This is a genomic window from Fibrobacter sp. (assembly GCA_017503015.1).
In the GTDB taxonomy this organism is placed as follows: Bacteria; Fibrobacterota; Fibrobacteria; order Fibrobacterales; family Fibrobacteraceae; genus Fibrobacter.
In genome coordinates, this window is sequence record JAFVTX010000009.1 from 22,537 (window position 1) to 42,046 (window position 19,510).

20 protein-coding genes and 2 pseudogenes are annotated in these 19,510 nt (G+C 54.9%); 15 read left to right on the forward strand and 7 right to left on the reverse strand.

Annotation, left to right across the window (positions count from 1 at the left end; translation table 11 throughout):
• Positions 1–11: 11 nt before the first annotated feature.
• Entirely contained in the window at positions 12–368 is a 357-nt protein-coding gene (locus IKB43_01930) for a hypothetical protein (protein ID MBR2468904.1), read from the reverse strand.
• Positions 369–412: 44 nt separating this feature from the next.
• Here IKB43_01930 and IKB43_01935 point away from each other — a divergent pair.
• The 14 genes and pseudogenes from IKB43_01935 to IKB43_02000 all read left to right on the forward strand — a co-directional run bounded on the left by IKB43_01935 (position 413) and on the right by IKB43_02000 (position 13,191).
• Positions 413–1,342, forward strand: a pseudogene (locus IKB43_01935) (class I SAM-dependent RNA methyltransferase).
• A 168-nt stretch (positions 1,343–1,510) separates the two neighbouring features.
• A pseudogene (locus IKB43_01940) lies at positions 1,511–1,804 on the forward strand (class I SAM-dependent RNA methyltransferase).
• Positions 1,805–1,895: 91 nt separating this feature from the next.
• On the forward strand, positions 1,896–2,333 hold the full coding sequence (locus tag IKB43_01945) for a hypothetical protein (GenBank protein MBR2468905.1): 438 nt from the start codon (positions 1,896–1,898) through the stop codon (positions 2,331–2,333).
• 27 nt (positions 2,334–2,360) lie between these two features.
• Entirely contained in the window at positions 2,361–3,302 is a 942-nt protein-coding gene (locus tag IKB43_01950) for a hypothetical protein (GenBank protein MBR2468906.1), read from the forward strand.
• On the forward strand, positions 3,302–3,799 hold the full coding sequence (locus IKB43_01955; GenBank protein ID MBR2468907.1) for a hypothetical protein: 498 nt from the start codon (positions 3,302–3,304) through the stop codon (positions 3,797–3,799). Before IKB43_01950 ends, IKB43_01955 begins: the two co-directional genes overlap by 1 nt.
• 10 nt (positions 3,800–3,809) lie before the next feature.
• A complete protein-coding gene (locus tag IKB43_01960; GenBank protein MBR2468908.1) occupies positions 3,810–6,131 on the forward strand; it encodes a homocysteine S-methyltransferase family protein in 2,322 nt (773 codons plus the stop codon).
• 173 nt (positions 6,132–6,304) lie between these two features.
• Positions 6,305–6,835 (forward strand): DUF177 domain-containing protein, encoded by a 531-nt coding sequence (locus tag IKB43_01965; protein MBR2468909.1) that lies wholly within the window; start codon positions 6,305–6,307, stop codon positions 6,833–6,835.
• A gap of 2 nt (positions 6,836–6,837) precedes the next feature.
• A complete protein-coding gene (rpmF, locus tag IKB43_01970) occupies positions 6,838–7,026 on the forward strand; it encodes a 50S ribosomal protein L32 (GenBank protein MBR2468910.1) in 189 nt (62 codons plus the stop codon).
• A gap of 33 nt (positions 7,027–7,059) precedes the next feature.
• On the forward strand, positions 7,060–8,043 hold the full coding sequence (gene plsX, locus IKB43_01975; GenBank protein ID MBR2468911.1) for a phosphate acyltransferase PlsX: 984 nt from the start codon (positions 7,060–7,062) through the stop codon (positions 8,041–8,043).
• 201 nt (positions 8,044–8,244) lie between these two features.
• Positions 8,245–9,165, forward strand: a complete 921-nt coding sequence (gene fabD, locus IKB43_01980) for an ACP S-malonyltransferase (protein MBR2468912.1) — start codon at positions 8,245–8,247, stop codon at positions 9,163–9,165.
• A gap of 175 nt (positions 9,166–9,340) precedes the next feature.
• Positions 9,341–10,081, forward strand: a complete 741-nt coding sequence (gene fabG, locus IKB43_01985) for a 3-oxoacyl-[acyl-carrier-protein] reductase (GenBank protein ID MBR2468913.1) — start codon at positions 9,341–9,343, stop codon at positions 10,079–10,081.
• 47 nt (positions 10,082–10,128) lie between these two features.
• A complete protein-coding gene (acpP, locus tag IKB43_01990) occupies positions 10,129–10,371 on the forward strand; it encodes an acyl carrier protein (protein ID MBR2468914.1) in 243 nt (80 codons plus the stop codon).
• Positions 10,372–10,556: 185 nt separating this feature from the next.
• A complete protein-coding gene (gene rnc / locus IKB43_01995; protein ID MBR2468915.1) occupies positions 10,557–11,306 on the forward strand; it encodes a ribonuclease III in 750 nt (249 codons plus the stop codon).
• A 79-nt stretch (positions 11,307–11,385) separates the two neighbouring features.
• Entirely contained in the window at positions 11,386–13,191 is a 1,806-nt protein-coding gene (locus tag IKB43_02000) for an ABC transporter substrate-binding protein (protein MBR2468916.1), read from the forward strand.
• A 123-nt stretch (positions 13,192–13,314) separates the two neighbouring features.
• On the opposite strand, the gene IKB43_02005 is transcribed toward IKB43_02000, so the two are convergent.
• From IKB43_02005 to IKB43_02030, 6 genes are all read right to left on the reverse strand, one after another.
• Positions 13,315–14,091, reverse strand: a complete 777-nt coding sequence (locus IKB43_02005; GenBank protein ID MBR2468917.1) for a hypothetical protein — start codon at positions 14,089–14,091, stop codon at positions 13,315–13,317.
• A 66-nt stretch (positions 14,092–14,157) separates the two neighbouring features.
• On the reverse strand, positions 14,158–15,357 hold the full coding sequence (locus tag IKB43_02010; protein MBR2468918.1) for an NAD(P)/FAD-dependent oxidoreductase: 1,200 nt from the start codon (positions 15,355–15,357) through the stop codon (positions 14,158–14,160).
• The gene (locus IKB43_02015; protein ID MBR2468919.1) at positions 15,347–15,541 is read right to left on the reverse strand and encodes a 4Fe-4S binding protein; all 195 of its coding nucleotides are present in this window, start codon (positions 15,539–15,541) and stop codon (positions 15,347–15,349) included. Before IKB43_02015 ends, IKB43_02010 begins: the two co-directional genes overlap by 11 nt.
• A 131-nt stretch (positions 15,542–15,672) precedes the next feature.
• Positions 15,673–17,187, reverse strand: a complete 1,515-nt coding sequence (locus IKB43_02020) for a hypothetical protein (protein MBR2468920.1) — start codon at positions 17,185–17,187, stop codon at positions 15,673–15,675.
• Between the two features lie 4 nt (positions 17,188–17,191).
• Positions 17,192–18,289 (reverse strand): protein kinase, encoded by a 1,098-nt coding sequence (locus IKB43_02025; protein MBR2468921.1) that lies wholly within the window; start codon positions 18,287–18,289, stop codon positions 17,192–17,194.
• 94 nt (positions 18,290–18,383) lie between these two features.
• Positions 18,384–19,184 (reverse strand): TIGR00730 family Rossman fold protein, encoded by an 801-nt coding sequence (locus tag IKB43_02030; protein ID MBR2468922.1) that lies wholly within the window; start codon positions 19,182–19,184, stop codon positions 18,384–18,386.
• Between the two features lie 113 nt (positions 19,185–19,297).
• Between IKB43_02030 and IKB43_02035 the strand changes: the two genes are divergently transcribed.
• Positions 19,298–19,510 carry a hypothetical protein gene (locus tag IKB43_02035; protein ID MBR2468923.1) on the forward strand — a complete coding sequence of 71 codons (213 nt, stop codon included), beginning with the start codon at positions 19,298–19,300 and terminating at the stop codon, positions 19,508–19,510.

Consider the following 19,510-nt stretch of genomic DNA (forward strand, 5'->3'; position numbering starts at 1 on the left):
TAATTTGATAATTACTTGCCCACCTTGGCGAGGCACTTTTCCAGGGGATCCCTGGTCTTTTCGCCGGTAGCTTCGCAGGATGTCTTTTGTTCGGTGTCCTTGACGAACTTAGTGACGGCGACTTTCTTGCCGTCGACGAGGAACTCGAAGTTTCCGTGCTTCATGCCCTTGTGGCAGGCGCCGGTTACATCCAGGGCAAGGCCGTTGGCGTCGGTGAAGTGCCACTGGGCGTGCTTCATGTGGAGGCCTGTGCAGTCCAGGGGCTGGTTTTGCTGTTCAGTGGTCTGGGTCTTGGCAAAATGCCCGCCGCAGGCCGTGAGGGAGAGGGCCATTGTGGCCAAAATGGGGAGTAGGATTATTTTCTTCATAATGCAGTAATATAGGTTTATTTTTTTGCAAAAGGTAGAGCAGGGTGCACGGATGCTATATTTTCTCCGTGATTTGTGAACTTTCCATAGAAAAACTGGTGCAGGGGGGCGAGGGACTTGCCCGCCTGGACGACGGTCGCGTGTGTTTTGTGCGGGGAGGACTCCCCGGGGAACGCTGCCGGGTGGAACTGACCACGGGCAAGAAGGACTTTGCACGGGGTCGGGTGGTGGAAGTGCTGGAAAAGAGCGCCGACCGCGTGCAGCCCCGCTGTCCATTATATGGGAAATGCGGTGGCTGTAGCTTGCAGCATCTGGACTCCGCGAAACAGGTTCCATACCTGGAACGGGTTGAGCGGGAAAACTTCAAGCGGATAGCCCATCGGGAATTGCCTGCGAACTTCAAGATTTATCAGGCCGAACCCTGGGGCTACAGGAACCGGGCCCGGGTGGTTTACCTGGGAGAGCGGGATGGCCGTTGCCGTTTCGGATTTCGCAAGCAAGAGAGCAACGGAGTGGTGGCCATAGAGAATTGTCCGGTGCTCGCTCCCGGGCTGAACGAATTTTTGAAAAATGCCAAGTCCGCAGATGTTTTCAAGGGACTGAAGCGAATTCCGAAAGATTTGGAGTTGAACCTGTTCGACGATGGCAGGGGTCGTGTGGCCTACTACTACCGTGGTATGCCCGAATCCCGCAGGCAGGAGTGTTCCGTCAGCACCGTCAAGATGGGCGGAAAAGAAATTGTAAGCGATGCCTCCGTGTTTTTCCAGAGCAACCTTTCCCTGTTGCCCCGTCTGGTAGAGTCCGTGCGGGAGGCTGTGGACGAGGGCATTGCCTCGGGCGCGGCGTCAGACCAGTGGCTGATAGACCTTTTCAGCGGTGTCGGGTTCTTTGCCGCCATATTGCAGGACAAGTTCAAGCGGGTCACTACGGTGGAACGGGAACCGCTGTGCCTTAGGTATGCGAAGGTTAATTTATGTGGAAACGGGGGCGTTGCGGGGGTGTCCCCCGCAGAGAGGGTAGCGGAAGCGGCGGAGAGCTCGCTTTCGAAGCAGGGACAACAGGGGGATCCCCGCCTGCGCGGGGATGACAAGAAGGTGGTGAAGGAGGACAGCCGCTGGAGCGAGGGGGAGGCTTCCCCCTTTACGCAAGTAGAAAACGTCTCTGCGCCGGCGGAGGAATGGCTCGCGAAAAACGTGGTGGACAAGCCAGCTACCCTGATAGTGGACCCTCCCAGGACGGGGCTTCCGCCGGAGGCACTTACGGCAATTGTGAAGAGTTCCGTGAACCGGCTGATTTACGTTTCTTGCGACCCGGTGACCCTGGCCAGGGATTTTGCAAAGTTCAGTACGGCGGGGTTTACCCTGAAACGTGCAGAAGGTTTCGCCTTTTATCCCCAGACGCCCCATCTGGAAATGATGTTCGTGCTTGCCCGCTAGAAACGGGCGGTTGTCTGTGGACATTGGGTACCGGGCGTTGGGCGTCGGACGCTGTAATTTGCTAGATTGTGAAGGTTAAGAAGAGGTGATTATGAAAAAATCATTGTTTTTGTTGTTGCTGGCTTTTGGGCTTTTGTTTTCGGCCTGCTCCGTGGAAGAGCCTTCTGTAGTTTGCGGCAGGGAATGGAACCCGGGCACCCAGGTGGTGGCCGATACCGCTAGCGAGTTCGCCCTGAACGACCCGCTGATTGTGCAGTTCCGCTACGGCAAGAATTTCGACTTTACCAAGTTGACCATCGCCTTTTACGAAGGAACCTTGGCTGCCAAGGGCAAGAAGATTTGGGACCGCGAAGTCCCCGTGAACGAGAAGCTGGGTTCCTACACCCTGCAGGGAAAGTCCAAGAGCGGCGGCCTCATGACTGTCCGTGAACTGGCCCGCCAGAAACACCCCGGTATCGTGGTGGTGGAATTCAGCACCGAGGGCCGAGTCCTTGCCTCTAAGGAACTGAACATTACGAAGAACAAGTAACCGATTTTTGCGACAGGTTTGTTAGGAATGCGATTGAGTAGATGTCTTGATATTTGTGGCGTGGCCCTTGCGGCTTTTGGCCTTGTGCTTTTGTCGGGTTGTAACGAATCTACGGTGACGGTGGGCTACAGCCTCCCGGCCCCAGTGGATTTGGAACTTTATGCCGAAAGTTATTATGCTACAGTAGATATGGAAGGCACGGAGCAGATGGGGACCATCACCGCCGCCTACGACGACTTGAACTATTCCTCCAGTGGCGACACCCTGAAGGTAAAACGCAAGTACGTGATGGACAAGTCCCGTGGCTACCTGAAGAACTTTATGCCTACGGAACTGGCCTTCCGCATCAAGGAAGTGGACCTTACCGCCGTGGACCGTGCGGTGATTTCTTTGGAAGGAATTGACGACGGCTACGATTCTCTCCTGGCCCACATTCCCATGCCGGAGCGCTGGCGCAAGCAGCTTTTGAATCCAGAATACAAGCCCCACCTGAAACGCCTGGAAAAGCACCGCTGGGAAATGACTCACCTGCTTAAAGGGGAAGTGCCCACCAAGGGGAACATTACCAAGCTGCTGGAAGAACAGGGGCGCCTGAACTTTGCGCTGATCAAGATTGATTCCGTGGTGGTGAAGGGTTTTGAAAACCGGGATCACCGCCGTTGCCTGGACTACGTGGTGTACCTGACGGAAACGGAGAGTTTCCCTTACTATATCTGGGAGCAGCACGTGAACAGCAACATCATTCCTGAAAAGTACCAGGCTTACAATTCCGGACTCAAGGCGGAATACAGCACCGCCTTCGAGGTGATGATGGAACCCGAGACGGGAATCCCCTGCCAGGAACGCGAGGTGAAGGTGGGGAAGCATACCATGGTGCACCCTGTCACCAAGGATACGGTGGTCTTTAAAAGCCACATTACCAATGAACGCCTGTTCAACCTGAAAAGGGCCGAGGAGAGCGCCGAGTAATGTTTTTTAGGGAACGTAACGGATTGGGTGGTGTGAACTTCGCGAAGGGCTTTGCGAAGTCGCTCTTTGCGTTGCTTCCGCTATTGATGCTGGCCATGCTTTCGGGTTGCGCGAACCACCCCTCGCCCCAGCAGACTATGGTGGACGACCGCTACATGGTTTACGAACAGACCTACAAGGCCTACGCCGAAGCGGAGAAGAAATACTTGAACCTGCTTTTCAACATCGAACGCCTGCCCGAAGAAGAAGAACTGTGGATGATGAAGCGGGACCAGATGCTGGAACTTTTGCAGTTGCGGGATCTGATGCTCCAGGCCCGTGGCGAGCTGGACGATGCCGTGCAGGACTGGGAAAAGCATCTGCAAGAACTTCAAGCTGAGGCAAAGCAGGCTCAGATAAAGCAGTTCAATCCGAACTTTACGGGGCGAGACGGCCAGCGGTCGAGCCCCGGGCAGTTGCTGCCCGGCGAAGTGAAGGGCAAGAACCAGCGGTGGTAAGACTATGGCCATGAATCTTTCCAAATCCTACCAGGAGCTGATTTCTTGCTGTAACCACCAGGTGTTGGTTCTGGATGGCGGTTTCAATGCCGTGCTCCAGCGGCTGAATCTGTCCGAGGCCGATTTCCGCGGGAAGATGTTTGCAGATCACTTTGTGGAACTGAAAGGCGACAACAACGTGCTGTGCCTTACCGCGCCGGACAAGGTGAAAGGGATTCACCTGGCATTTTTGGAAGCGGGCGCGGACCTGATAGAGGCGAATACCGCTTGTGCTTCCAGTTTTGGCCAGACCAAGTACCGTCTGGAGCACATGGCCTACGACATAGCCAAGGCGGGCGCCCAGGCGGCTTGCGAAGCCGTTAAGGAATTTAACGCCTGGCGCAGGGTCCAGGGAAAGATGGTGACGCCCAAGTTTGTGGTTGGGGCTATTGCGTCTATTTCTTCTGTGACGGACTTTGGCGAACTTTCGATGGCCTACGGTGAGCAAGTGCGTGGGCTTTTGGACGGTGGTGCCGACGTGCTTTTGGTGAAATCGGTTTCCGATATGCGAAATTGCAAGGCCGCTCTTTACGCCATCTGCAAGGAATGCGAAAAACGGGGCGAACTTTTCCCCATTATGGTTTCGGGAAGTTTTGTTGGCTCAGGCGGCCGCATGGCGGCAGGGCTTTCGGCCAAGGCCTTTTGGCATAGCGTTTCCAGTTTTCCGATTTTCAGTATTGGGTTCAACTGTGGCCTAGAAGCCGCTGACATACGCTCCCTTATGCGGGATGTGGATAGTGCCCGCGTGCGCTTGAGCGTGTGTGCCGACAAGATAATCCCGGACGAGGTCTCGGTGAACATCGTAGGGGGCTGTAGCGAGACTACGCCCGAGGCAATCCGGACCTTTGCCCGTGTGTATGCGGCAAGAGATCCCCGCAAGGTGCCTGCCCGTGACTACAACATGCTGTTGAGCGGGCTTGAACCTTTGGAACTAGCCCCTGAACACAAGCTTGTTTCCATTGTGCCGCCTGGGAAACCGGGAGCTGTCGTGCGTGTGGACCTAGACGGAGGGCTTGCGGACCCGAAAGCCGAGATGCCCCGATTCTTGAAGGATTTGTTAGAAACGCCATCCATAGCCAAGTGCCCGGTGATGATAGAATCCATCCGGTGGGATACCTTGCTTTCGGGCATGGAAAACGTGCAAGGCAAGGGAATCGTCAAGTCCATCAGCCTCAAAAAGGGGGAGGACGTTTTCTTCTTTGAGGCCGAAGAGATTCGCCGTCACGGCTTTGCCGTGGTCTGCAGGGCCGAGGATGAACAGGGACCTGCCCTGACCTATGAGCGTCGCACGGAATTGATGGAACGTATGTACCGAATGTTGGTGGGCCGTCTGGATTTTGCGCCCGAAGATATCCTGTTCGATCCGGTGGTCTTGCCGGTGGGTACAGGCCGGGATGAATATCCGGATTCGGCCAAGGAATTCATTGAGGCCTGCCGTTTTGTGAAGGACAATCTGCCTCACGCCCATGTGGTGGGTGACCTTTCTTTGCTGGGGTATGCCTTCAAGGAAGACGCCTACTTGCGGGACTGTATGAATTCCGTGTTCCTGAACCATGCGACCATAGCGGGAATGGATTTTGGAATTGTAGAAGACGGCGCCATGCTGGCTTACGAGGATATTCCGCTGGAGCTTCGCCACCTGATAGAAGACCTGCTGTTCAACCGCAGTCCGGAGGCTACGGACGCCCTGCTGGAATATGCGGAATCGTCGGTCAAGAAAAGGGCGGGTTCTGCCGGAGCGAAAATTTTCATGCCCCGGCTGGAAAAACGTTTTGCCGAATTGAAACGGAATTTGGCTGCCAAGCGGGAATCTCTTGGGAGCGAAGCCCGTGTGAATCCTCCTTTTGCCTCTAAGTTCGTTCTTGCCTCGATGGATTCCCTTGTCCACGATATCGACAGGGATATTCTGGACGAACTGCTTATGAACTACGGGTTTCCGGTGGTGGACCTGCAGCAGGGGTGCTCCTGCGAAAAGATTCTGGAAACCCTGGTCTGCGAACAGCCGGACATTGTCTACCTGTCGGCACAGTTCAATTCGGGACTCCTGGAAATGATGCATGTGGTCCGGGAATTCAAGAAACAGGAAATTGGAATTCCCCTGCTTCTCGGTGGCAGTGCCGTGTCCGACGGACTTGTGGCGGCACGGATTGCACCCGAGGCCCTTGGGCCTGTGGTCTATGTTTCCGACGTGCGGAAAGTGGTCAAGGTGGCAGAAGCCCTTGTGGACGAAACCAAGCGCCCGGCGTTCCTCGAAGCCCTGAAGGCTCACCAGAAGAAGGTGGCGGTGGTGTGAGGCTAGTAATGAGTTGTGAGTTGTGAGTTATGAGTAACATTGTGTTTCTATTCTCAACAAGTCTTATTTCTTCTATAACTGACGACTGATAACTCACAACTGATAACTGGTAACTGCGCCAAAGGCGCATATCCCTTGACCTTCTAGCCCCCTTTTGCTAAATTTTGCCCGCTTTGAAAATTGAACTTGTAAAGACTCTTGCCGAACCCGAAGACCGCTCCACGGTCTGGTCCCGCGACGATGCTCCGGAACTGTTCGACGAACTGCACCTGGTGGGTAAGCTTGAAGCGAAACTGCTCATAAGTCCCGAAAGCGGGGACCGTTTCCTTTTGACGGGCAAGCTTTCCGGTGTGCAGAACCTGGTCTGTTCCCGCACGTTGGAACCCTTCGACAGGCCGTTTTCTACCGAGATGGTGGTGGAGGTGACCCGCTGCCAGGTGGCAAATCAGGAACTTGACGACGAAGACGCCGACGTGTACGCCTACCGGATTCCCCAGAATCAGGAGTTCGTGGAGGTGTCCGAGTGCGTTCGGGAGCTTGTTATCCTACAGGAACCCCAGGCTCCCGTGAAAAATCCCGAAGAAAATTTTATCTTTGAACCAAACAATCAAGCCGACGAAGGTTCCGATGGTGCCGAAAAGCCCATGGACCCCCGTTGGGACAAACTGAAAGCTCTCAAGAGCAAAATGGAAAATAGGAGTTAAAAATGGCCGTACCTAAAAGAAAGACCTCTACCGCCCGTCGTGACAAGCGCCGCACCCACTGGAAGATGGAAGCGCCCGCCATGGCTACTTGCGACCACTGCGGTTCTGTGAAGCGCCCGCACCGCGTGTGCCCGGTCTGCGGTTTCTACAATGGTGTAGAAGTTGTCGACATGAAGGGTGCCGAAGCCTAATTGTTCTAAATTAAACGAAAACGGGAGGTTTCCATGATTCGTGTAGCTCTGGATGCTCTGGGTGGCGATTTTGCCCCCGATGTGGTTGTTGAAGGCGCCGTCAATGCGGTGAACAAGAACCCCAATGTCCACGTTGTCCTCTGCGGCCCCGAGGCCGTGGTCAAGGAGAAACTGGCAAAGCTCGGCTATGCGGGTCAGGGAATTTCTGTCGTCGATGCCCCCGATCCGGTGGCCATGGACGAACATCCTGTCCAGGTTCTCAAGAAGAAGCCCCATTCCGGTCTGGTGACCTGCGTCGCCCTCCAGAAGAAGGGCATGGTGGACGCCTCCGTGAGCGCCGGTAACTCCGGTGCCATGATGGCCAGCTGCCTCATGCTTCTGGGCAAGTCCAGCGAAAAGTTCAGCCGTCCGCCTATCGGTTGCGTGATTCCTACTGCCGACCGTCCCATCATCTTGGTGGATGCCGGTGCCAACGTAGATGAACGCGCCTCTACCCTGGTGGATTTCGCCATCGCCGGTTCCGCCTTCGCCGAGACCTACTTCGGTTACCAGAACCCGAAGGTGGGCCTCTTGAACATGGGCGAAGAGGAACACAAGGGTCCGGCTGTGCTGCAGGAAGCGCACCAGCTGTTGAAGTCCGCCCCGGTGAACTTCATCGGTAACATCGAAGGTGAGACCCTTATTATGGGTGCCGCCGACGTGGTGGTGACCTCCGGCTTTACGGGCAACGTGGTTCTGAAGATGCTGGAAGGTTTCTTCGAACTGCACCAGAAGATGTTCGGGACTATTGATACCGAAGCGGGCCGTCGCTTTGCCGAGATGTGGGACTACCGCATGACCGGTGGCGCCTTGCTCCTGGGCCTGAACGGCACGGGCATTATCGCCCACGGACGCTCCGATGCTCTCGCTATCGAGAAGGCAGTGGAAGTGGCCGCCAAGTACGCCGAGAAGGGCGTGTCCAAGAACGTGAACGAACGCCTGGCCGCTATCAAGGACGAACCTGCCGAGGCCAAGTAATAGGTTTTCGTTAATTTATCTGCAACAAACTTTTGAGGACGGAGTTGAATGACTCCGTTCTTTTTTTGTTTCCGTTATACCGAAATGTTGACGTTACAAAAATGTTTTATTTCTCTTTGATTTGCTGGGAAAGCCTAGTAATGGCATGATATTATTTTAAATTTGGATAGTAACAAAAAGCGGTTTTCCGCAGAGGTGATAATGTCCAAGACGATTTTGCTTTTCCCTGGTCAGGGTGCCCAGTATGTGGGCATGGGCCAGACTCTCGCATCCACTTTCGAGCCTGCCAAGAAACTGATGATGCAGGCCGACGAGATTCTCGGCTTCTCGCTGTCGAAGCTTATGGCGGAAGGCCCGGAAGATGTGTTGAAGAGCACCGACAATACCCAGCCGGCACTGTTTACCGTGTCTGCCATGGTGATGGAACTTTTGAAGTCCGAAGGCTTTGCCTTTGACTATGTGGCAGGTCACTCTCTGGGTGAATATTCCGCCATTTACGCTGCCGGCGGTTTCAGTTTTGAAGAAGGCCTTCGCTTGGTGCGTACCCGCGGAGAACTGATGGCTAGCGCGGGCAGTAAGAACCCCGGTGCCATGGCCGCCATCATGGGTCAGGACGAAGCCAAGATTCAGGAACTCTGCGAAGCCGTGAAGGACGCCGGCGTGGTGGTTCCGGCCAACATCAACTGCCCGGGCCAGATTGTGGTGTCCGGCGCTGTTGCTGGCGTGAACAAGCTGGTGGAAAACTGCGCAGCCGCAGGCATCAAGGCCATTCCGCTGGCTGTTTCGGGCGCTTTCCATAGCCCGCTGATGCAGTTTGCCCAGGCCGGCCTTGCCGAGGCTATCGCAAAGACTACCTTCAAGGACGTAGAAAAGCCGGTGATTGCCAACGTGGTGGCAGAACCTGTTACCAAGGGTGCGGAAATTGCCGACCTGCTGGTGCGCCAGCTGGTAAGCCCTGTTCGCTGGAACGACTGCATGAACAAGGCCATGTCTCTGGGAGTGACCCAGGGCGTGGAAGTGGGCTCCGGCAAGGTGCTGATGGGCCTCATGAGAAAGATCAGCCGCGACGTGAAGGTCACGCCGGTGGAAACCATCGAGGCGTTTGAGGCTCTGAAGGGGTAAGAGCGCGGCACTGCGTGCCTTTGAGGTATGAGCTCGCTCGTTTCACTCGCTTTGAGCAGAAAGCAGGGCGCCGAAGGCTCGATTGTGCAAGCTCAAAGGGGCGTAGCCCCGACCTCATACCTCGAAGTGCGAAGCACGACCTCAAAGCTATTAACTACAAACCACAGGAACTATTATGGGAAAACTTACAGGTAAAAAAGCGATTGTGACGGGAGCTTCCCGTGGTATCGGCCTTGCTATTGCCACCGAACTGGCCCGGGAAGGGGCCGACGTGGCGATTCTCTCTACCTCCGTCAAGGAGGACCTGGCCGCCAAACTTTCTTCCGAACTTGGGGTGCAGGTCAAGAGCTACGCCTGCAACGTGGCCGACTCCGAAACGGTGCAGTCCGTGTTCAAGCAGATTATCGCCGACATGGGTACGGTGGACATTCTGGTCAACAATGCGGGAATCACCCGCGACGGTCTGCTCATGCGCATGAAGGACGAGGATTTTGACGCCGTCATCGCCACGAACCTCCGTTCCGTGTTCCTTTGCACCCGCGCCGTGGCCCGCACCATGATGGGCAACCGCTCGGGCCATATCGTGAACGTTTCCAGCATCAACGCCCTGCGTGGCCAGGCTGGCCAGTCCAACTATGCCGCCGCCAAGGCGGGGGTGATCGGCCTTACCCGGACCAACGCCATGGAACTGTCCTCCAGGGGCATTACGGTGAACGCCGTGGCACCCGGATTTATCGATACGGACATGACGGCCAAGCTGAGCCCCGAAGTCAGGGAAAAATATGCTGCCCAGATCCCTCTGGGACGCCTGGGCCAGCCCGAAGATGTGGCGAAATTGGTGGCTTTTTTGGCATCTGACGATGCGAAATACATCACAGGCCAAATAATTGGCGTGGACGGGGGCTTGAACGCCTAGCCAATAATTTCTAAATTTTAACTAAACAAATCCAAATGGAGTAAACAATGACACAAGAAGAAATTTTTAAGAAGATCACCGACGTTATCGTTTCCAAGCTGGAAGTGAAGGCCGAGGACGTGAAGATGGAATCCGAGTTCAGCAACGACCTCGGTGCCGACTCTCTCGACCGCGTTGAACTGGTGATGGCTCTCGAAGACGAATTCGAAGTCGAAATTCTCGACTCCGACGCCGAGAAGTTCCAGAAGGTCGCCGACGTGGTTGCCTTCATCGAAGCCAAGAAGGCATAATTTAGGCCTGCTTCGATAAAGAAACTGGACAGGGTGGCCCGGATGAGGCTGCCCTTTTTTAGTTTTGAGTAATGAGTCCTGAGCTCGCCCTGCTTTGCAGGGCTCTGAGTAAAAGAAGGCGGCAATGCCGCGATTATAGGAACTCATGACTCATAGCGAAGCGGACTCACAACTCACTACCGTATATGGAACAAACCAACCTTTTACACAAGATTTTCAAACTCTGGTTTCGCCAGAAGTCCGGTGGCGGGCTTGAGGCGAAGCTCGGGTACAGGTTCAAGGACCCGGAACTTTTGGCCCACGCCCTGGTCCACCGGTCCTTCTTGTCGGGCACGGACATGCCCTACGAAAGCAATAACGAACGCCTGGAATTTTTGGGCGATTCCGTGCTGAACATGCTTACCACTGAGTTCCTTTACAAGATGTACCCCGACGACCCGGAAGGGGAGCTTTCCAAGCGGAAAAGCGCCATTGTTTCTGGCCATGCCTGCGCCCAGTCCTCTAAGGAATGGAGCCTGAGCGAGTTCATCAAGATGGGCAAGGCCGAAGCCAAGATGGGCGGTCGGGGCAAGGAAAGCATTCTGGCCGACGCCTACGAGGCGGTGCTGGGGGCGGTGTATCTGGATGGCGGGCTGGAAGAAGTCCGTGCCATTCTAAACAAGTTCCATTTCCCTCGGGCCAAGGAAATTATCGTGGCCGAAGATTTTGTGAACCACAAGAGTGCCCTGCTGGAATACCTGCAAGGAAAGCTCCACACGGTGCCGGAATACGTGCTGGTGGAAGAATCCGGACCCGAACACCAGAAACTGTTCACCACCGAAGTCCATGTGAACGGCAAGGTTTACGGTCGCGGCCAGGGTGGCAACAAGAAAAAGGCCGAACAGGAAGCCTCCCGCGTGACGCTGGAGATGCTCTTGAAAGAGAATGACGGTTAGAGTCTCGTCATCCTGAACGGAGTGCGAAGCACGAAGTGAAGGATCTAGACCTGAGGATTTGATTATGAAAAGAGATAAAATGCAATTACGGCCTACGGTGTTGGCTGTCGCGACGTCCCTGATGGTGGTATCCCTCGCCCTAACCGCCTGCAATGAACAGGGATCTGCGGGTACGAAGTCCGCGGGCAAGAACGTTGATTTAAACTGTCCCGAGATGCCGATCGATTCCACCGCTACGGGCGAGTTCGACCCCATAGCTTCGAAGGATGCCCGCCCCTGTGGCGCGATTACGCTTTGGGGCTCCGCGATGCCGAAGTCTTTTAACATGTGGGAAGATTACAACAGCTTCTCGGCGGAACTCATGGGCATGATGTTCGAGCCTCTCGTGAGCCTGCACAGTACCGAAGACCGGGAAGTGGGAATCCTCGCCGACAGCTGGAACGTGTCCGAAGACGGCAAGACGTTCACCTTCCACGTGGACCCGCGCGCCAAGTGGAGCGACGGCAAGCCGGTGACCGCCGAAGATGTGCAGTTCTACTACGACGTCATCATGGATGAGAAGAACCTGACGCCCATATTCAAGGTGGGACTCAGCCGCTTTGACCGCCCCGAGGTCGTGGACAGCTTGACCATCAAGATGACTGCGAAGGAATCTCACTGGGGTAACTTCTGGGAAGCTGCGGGAATGCTCGCCTTTCCGAAGCACGCCTGGGCAGGGAAGGACTTCAATCAAATTCGTTATGATTTTCCGGTGGTGTCCGGTCCGTACAAGATCAAGACCTTCCGCGAAGACCGCTATGTGGAACTTGCCCGCCGTGCCGACTGGTGGGGCTTCAAGAAGAACTGGAACCGCGGTAAGTACAACTTCGAAAAAATCCGCTACCGCTTCATGAACGACCAGACCAAAGCGCTGGAAGCCTTCAAGAAGCAGGACATCAACGCCTACGCCATTTATACTAGCAGTATCTGGATGAAACAGACTGACTTTGACGCCTTGCAGAAGGGTTGGGCGGTCAAGCAGCGCATTTTCAACAAGGAACCTATCGGATTCCAGGGCATGGCCATCAACTTGCGCAAGCCGCAATTCCAAGACGTACGTGTGCGCCGCGCCCTCAACATGCTCCTGAACCGCGAAGCCATGAACGAAAAGTACATGTACAACCAGTACTTCTTGCTCAACAGCTATTACCCTGACTTGTGGGAAGGTAACCAGAATCCGACGGCGCCGCTCTACAAGTTCAATCCGGACAGCGCTCGTGCCCTCTTTGCCGAGGCGGGCTACAAGGTGAATGCCCAGGGCGTTCTGGAGAAGGACGGCAAACCGTTTGCGATTAATTTCATTACTAGCCAAGAAGATTTGCGCCACCTGACGCTGTTCCAGGAAGACTTGAAGAAAGTGGGCGTTGTCGCAACCATCGAACAGATGTCGCAGAGTACCTTACGCAAGCGTCTGGATGACGCCGACTTCGACCTTTATTGGGTGAACTGGGGTGCAGGCCGCCTCCGCGATCCGGAAGCCAGCTGGTATTCTACAACCGCGCTTCAGAAGGGTACAAATAACCTTGCCGGCGTGCAGGACAAGGTGGTGGATAGCTTAATCAACTTGCAGAAGACTGAATTCGATCTCGCGAAGCGTAACGAAATCCTGAAGGCGCTGGATAACCGCCTCGCCGAAATCGTGCCTTACGTGCTTATGTGGCAATGCGACCACCACCGCATTCTTTACTGGAATCGCTACGGCACTCCGGAAAAAGTATTCGACCGCTTCAACCGCGAAGACGCCATTCCGGTTTACTGGTGGCTTGACCCCACGAAGTCCGCAGCTCTTGACAAGGCCATGAAGGCGGGGGAGAACCTGCCGATTCCGGAATACGACGTGAAGTAATGCGGCCTGTGGTCGTTAATTGCTCCCGTTCCAGGAACTACGTCATGGCGGACAACGATCCGCCATCTAGCAAATAAAAAAGGCGTGCTTTTGGGCACGCCATTCTTAGCAAAATACTTACGACTAGAAGAAGAATTCGGCACCGACATAGAGGCCGGTTGCGTCGCCGTCGTCAACCTTTCCGCTGCGGACAAAGAGTTTGGCAATCAAGTCCAACTGGTTGGGAATCACGAAGTAGTCTGCACCCAGCCAGATGTTGATTTGCTTGTTGCCGTCGTCATTGTGTCCTCTTTCCGTTCCGTGGTCGTCCCAGGTGCTTTCGGTCAAGCGGTATTTGAGTTGCAGGCCAACGAAGGGGGTCACGCCCACGTCGGGAACGGTGTATGCCAATTCGCCGCCCAGATGGATGTCAAGTCCGCGTTCATTGTCGTCGTGCTCAAAGCCCCAGAGAACGCCGGCTTCGGTACCGAACTTCATGCCGGGAACTTCGTTAATGGGCATGCTGAACTGGGCACCGGCGTAAATGAAGATTTCATCACTGGTGACTTCGTCACCGCCGATAGGCAAATGAACATCGCCAAAGATGGTAATCATGGGAGCAATTCCATAACGGACTCCCAAAGTCAGGTCACGAAGTCCGTCACCGCCATTGGCGCAGCCATCACAATCCGTTTCGCTCCAGAGCTGATAACCCCAGCCTTGCAGGGACAGTTCCAAATTCTGAATCAGGCTGTAGCGAGCTCCGATTTTGAGACCTGCTTGAGACCAGTCGTGGTCCCAGTCGTAGTAGAGGCCGGCTTCGGCAGAACCCTTGCCGGCTTCGAGAACCGGGTAGTAGTTCCAGGTGGCGAATGCGGCACTTACGGCGAGAGCTGAGGCCAGAGCGATTTTCTTGAACATGGAAAACTCCTTGAATGCGTTATTTTCGAGCGCAAATATAGAAAAAGGAGTGGCGAGGTTCTTGCGCTAACCCTTGAACTTCAGGAATTTCCAGAGGTATTTGGCTGATTGCAAAGGAGTCTTGAGGAACGCCGACTTTTTGTAGCCGCTGAGGGCGAAACCCTGCAACACCTTGTAGAGCCCGATTTGTTCGTCACGGTCGATGTTCAGCAGGAACTTGCGGAACTTGAATTCAAAGTCGTGGGTGCTTCCGAACTTGAGGTAGCAGGTGTTTTCGTAGTTCTTGAGGAAAGCCTTTGAAAGGTTCCCGCATTCTAGGCCCTGGTGCACGGTATTGGCACAATACCGTCCGGCCCGCATGGCCGCCGCGATGCCGCCTCCGGTGAGGGGGTTCGTGTGGTGGGCGGCGTCGCCCACCAGGGCAAAACGGTCCAGGATGTAACTCTTGAGGGTGCTGGAGACCGGCACGAGACCACCCACCACCTTGTTCACTTTGGAACCGGGGAAAAGTTTGTCTAGCCATTCCTGGGTGGTTTCCAGGATGTTCTTTTCGTGCTTGCCGCCGAACAGGAATCCCGCACCGAAGTTGGTGACGTTCGATTTCTGTTTGGGGAAACTCCAGATGTAGCCATCGTTGATAAAGTCGTGGCCCTGCCAGAAGGTGAGGTAGTCGGGCTTGGTCAGCAGGCCTTCTACTTGAATGTCCACGCCGGTGCAGGTCATGGTGGGGGCCTGCAGGCTCTTGAGCCCGAGACTCCGTCCGATGCGGGCCTCTACGCCTTCTGCCGAAATGACCATCTTGGCCCGGACTTCGGACGTGCGCGCGGCATCCCCGAGCCCCTCTACCACGCGGACTGTGCGGTAGCCGTTGGGTTCCTTGCCCATCACGTCGCTTACGGATTCGGCTCGGGCAAGGGTCACCAGTTCCACGCCGTCATTTTCGGCTAGATGGGCGAGCAGGGGGTCGAACTTTTCGCGGTTCAGCATGAGCCCCATGCCGGGCTTCGGGACCTCGATGTTCACGCCTGCAGGGCCGTAGATGTAGATGCCGTTGATGATGGTCTCGATACAGTCTTCGTCAATAGGGCCGTAGCTTTCCAGGTCTGAAAGGTTTGTGCTGGCCTCGCCGCAACGCACCGGGTAGCCGATTTTTTCCCGCTTCTCTAAAAGCAGCACGGAGCGGCCACGCTTTGCAAGTTCTCGGGCAGCAACGGAACCGCCGGGGCCCGCACCGATAACCACAACGTCATATTCTTCACGAAGCATCGGCCACCTCCTCAAGTGTCAGTGCCCCTACGGGGCATGCCCTGGTGCAGGTGCCGCACTTGGTGCATTTCTCGTGGTCGATTTGCAGGTCCAGGTTGTACATGTCAAGCGCCATGGCGGGGCATGCGCCAACGCAGCCTGCGCATTCCAGGCATTCTTCTCTGTTGTGGACCAGTCTTTTCATGTTGTGAAATATATAAAATATGGGGGATCCCCGACCAAGTCGGGGATGACAAGGGAGAGTAATCGGGGATGACCCCGGAACAGGTCCGGGGCAGGCTCGGGGAGGGATGCGTGGGGTTGACTATGGAAAGGTTATGTTTCGGGCTCTTGTTCGGGAGCTTCGCTCTCTTCCTTGGCGGGCTTCAAGCTTTCGGCCTTGGCAAGCATCTTGCGGGCCTGCACCGCCAAAATGTCGCCGTCGCCCAGTTCTAGCACCTTGTTTAGGCGGGCGATGCCCTGCTCCAAATCCCAGTTTTTGTTGACTCGGATTTCGCCGATGTTGTAGAGGGCGCGTCGAGCCAGGGTCACGTTGGTTTCCAGGGAAAGTCCTTTTTCCAGAAGGACAAGGGCAGAATCCAGGCTGGTCTTGGATTTGGCTGTTTCGCCCCATTCCAGCCACTGGGCGCTGGGAACCTCGATAAACACGCTGGGGCTGGTCATCAGGTCTGCGAGTTTCTTGATGGCGGGGGCATCGACGGGGTGTTCCTGCAAGAGGGCGTTCATCGCCTGGCTCAAAATGCGCTGTGCCGATTCGAAGTGGGCCTTGTTGGCCTCGTCCAGTCCTTGGTCTATGAGGGCCCTGTTCCGAGCTTTTCGTGCGGCCATCGGGTTTGCCGCCGCGTTTTTCTTGAGGCGTTCGGCCAGGGCGTCGGCCTGGTGCTCCTGGAGGGTCTTGAACCTGCGGGGAATCTTGCATCCGGCCAAGGCGCCAAGCCCAAAGGTTACGAGGCTTGCAACGCCCACGGCGCTGAAAATTCCTCCGTTCAGCGCGAAGTTCACCAGAACATCTAGGGCAACACCTGCGATGGCAACACCTTTTGTGAGTGCCGAGACCTTGTCGTTAGAAGGCGGGAACGCTACCGCTCCCAACATAAAGCACAGGGCGACACTTGCGCCCATGTACCGCTCCACCGCGTAGTGGTCAAAGAAGGATGTTGCCGTAAAGAGAGATACGAAAATTCCGCCCACAAGGACAAGTCCTGCTGCAATGCCGGATGCAACCGCCACGCCCCACCGGTCCGAAAGCCTGTAGTAGGCGAAGCAGAAGAATCCTGCGAACAGCAAGAAGCTTAATACCCCCGGAAAAAGAATCCAGCTAGTCAGAAGCCTGTCATATTCTTCTTCGGCAGGCACAAAAGCTAGGCGGTAGCGCAGGTGCTTGTCGGTGTAAGCCTTGATCCACTTGTTCTGCTCGCGGACAAAGTCATTTTCTTTAGGATAGTAGTTGTGCTCCTTGATAAACTCATCCTTGCCGCCCTTGATTTCCCACCATTCCCTGAATTCCTTTTTCATCTGCTCTACGCGGTCTTCTACCACCAGGGCGCCGTTCTCTTTCAGGTAGCGTTCACGGAACTGCTCGAATTCTTCGTTACGGGTCTTTTCGTCGGCCTTGAGGCCAACGGATTCGAACTGCTTGGCTCCTTCATCTTCCCACCACTGGTCAAAGGTTTTCTCGATGTTGGATTCCCGCTGTTTCTGCTTGATTTGCGGCGAAAGGGCGGTGACGGCGTTGAATATGCCGATGGCAATCACCAGTCCGAAAACGATATAGTGGTGGACCTTGAGTCCTTTCAAAAAATCCTTGACGCTGTTCAAAATGTCTCCCATGACACTACCTGTTGTATTCCCTGAGCTGGTTCCACAAGAAGTCGGTGTTCACGTCCCGATAACCCAGGGCGTTGACCTTTTCCCTTAATTTGTGCGCGATTTCGAAAAGGTTCGGGCAGCTTTGCATCCGCTCGAAACTGTCAAAAATGGTGAGCCGGTCGATCCATTCCGAAAGCTCCGGGAATCTTGGGTCCTGGAACTTGTTTTCCCTGCCTGTCTTCAGGTATCCCAGGTAGCGGTCCGTAATACGGTAACCGTCTTCGGTAAAGATGTCCATGGCCCGAGGGAACAGTTTTTCGCCGGTGAGGTATTCGTGGACGATGATGCCGAAGCTGAAATAGTCCACCGAAGACGAAAGGTTCTCTCCCATGATGGCCTGCTCCGGGGCACTGTAGCAGGGCGTCAGCTGCCCGCCGTACTCATTCACCGTCTCTCGCAGTTTTGCCTGGGCGTAACCGAAATCGCAGATGAGAATCTTGTGGTTGTTCTTGTGCAGGGGATTTTGGCACAAGAGCAGGTTCTTGGGCTTCAAGTCCTTGTGGATGACCTGGTAGTAGTGCAGCTGGCTGATGGTGTTGGCCAGGTAGGCTATCTGGGCGATGCGATGGAGAATCTCGTCGTCGGTGAGCTTTGTCTTGAACATCTTGTCCAGGGAGCAGCCCTTGATGAATTCCATCTTGAGGTAGGGGTGCCTGCCGGCGAGGCCTCCGCCAAAACTCTGGACCACGCCTTCGATGTTGGTGGCGCGAATCAGGTTGTTGATGCGAATTTCGTCTTGGAATGCGCTCAGGAGCATGTTCAGACGGTGGAGGCGATTCTTGCCCGGTGCCGCCCAGAATTTGCAGATTTTCACGACGATTTCCCGCTCGCCAAAGTGGTCGCTGTAACCGGGATGTTCAATCCAGAAATTTGCACGGTAAAGGTTGTTGGTGCCTTCCAGGGTGAGGGGCTCCACCAGCTCGATTTTTTCCATGGCGCCGCTGTGCAAGAATTCCGGGTTCTGGTCGAACCACCTTTGGTATTCTTCCATGGTGTAATGTGGCCGGAGTGCCAGGTTTCTTGACACTCTGTCCAAGGTCTCGGCAAGGATGTTCCTGAGCATGCGTCCAAAGATAGCTAATTCGGAATTCAGAGTTCAGAATTCAGAGTTGCATTTTAAATAATTCTGAAATCCGAAATCCGAATTCTGAAATTTCTTATTCCATCGTCTTTTCTAGGGCATTGGTAATCACGTTGTAGGCGTCTTCTACCGTATCGCAGAAATGGAACAGCTTGATATCGTCCTTGTCGATCATTCCCGTTTCGGCCAGGTAGTTCCAGTTGATGACCTTGTTCCAGTACTTGCTGCCGTAAATCACCACGGGCATGCGGTCACCGTATTTCTTGGTCTGGATGAGGGTGAGGATTTCGAACATCTCGTCAAGGGTTCCAAACCCGCCGGGGAACACCACCAGGGCCTTGGCCATCTTCATGAACCAGTACTTGCGGATAAAGAAGTAGCGGAACTGCAGGTTCAGCTCGTCGTCTATATAGGGGTTGGGGTGTTGCTCGAAGGGCAGCCTGATGTTGAGGCCAATGGAGGATGTTCCCACGTCGTTGGCACCCCGGTTGCCCGCTTCCATGATGCCCGGGCCACCGCCGGTCATGATGGCGAAACCCTTGTGCTGCTTGTTGGCCCAGCGGCCCAGCTTTGCGCTCAGTTCGTGGGCGGCGTCGTAGTATTCCGCTACGGCCTCTAGTTGCTTTAGACGGGCAACCTCTTTCTTGTTCTTGCAGCCCTTCAGGCGTTTCTTGATTTCGCTCATGGGCAGCGTGCGGGCCGAACCGAAGAACACGATGGTGTTCTGCACTCCCTCTTGCTGGAAAATCTGGTTGGGTGCCATGAATTCGGCGATAATCCTGATGGGGCGGCCAATTTCGCTGTCGATAAAGTCCATGTTGTGGTAAATCATCTTGCCAGGAATTGTCGAAATAGCCTTTTTACCTTTTGCAGCCATGGTAGTCTCCTTTGCTTATCTTTTCCTATGACAAAATACCTTAAGAATGGGCAAAAAGCAACAAAAAAACACTTTTTTTTGCTTTCATTTGAAAAATTCGTTATATTTAGGGTATGCTAGTAAAAATCTGGACAGACAGCTTTATCATCACCGGCGAAATCGACACCCTCCGTGACGAGCGCCTTACCGACTACATCCGCGAGAACAAGGACTTTATCGCCGTGACCCAGGTAAAGGTCAGCGACAAGACCGAAAAGGACCTGTTCCGTACCCACTTCTTGAACGTGAGCACCAGCCACATCGAGATTATTCTCCCGGCGGAGTAG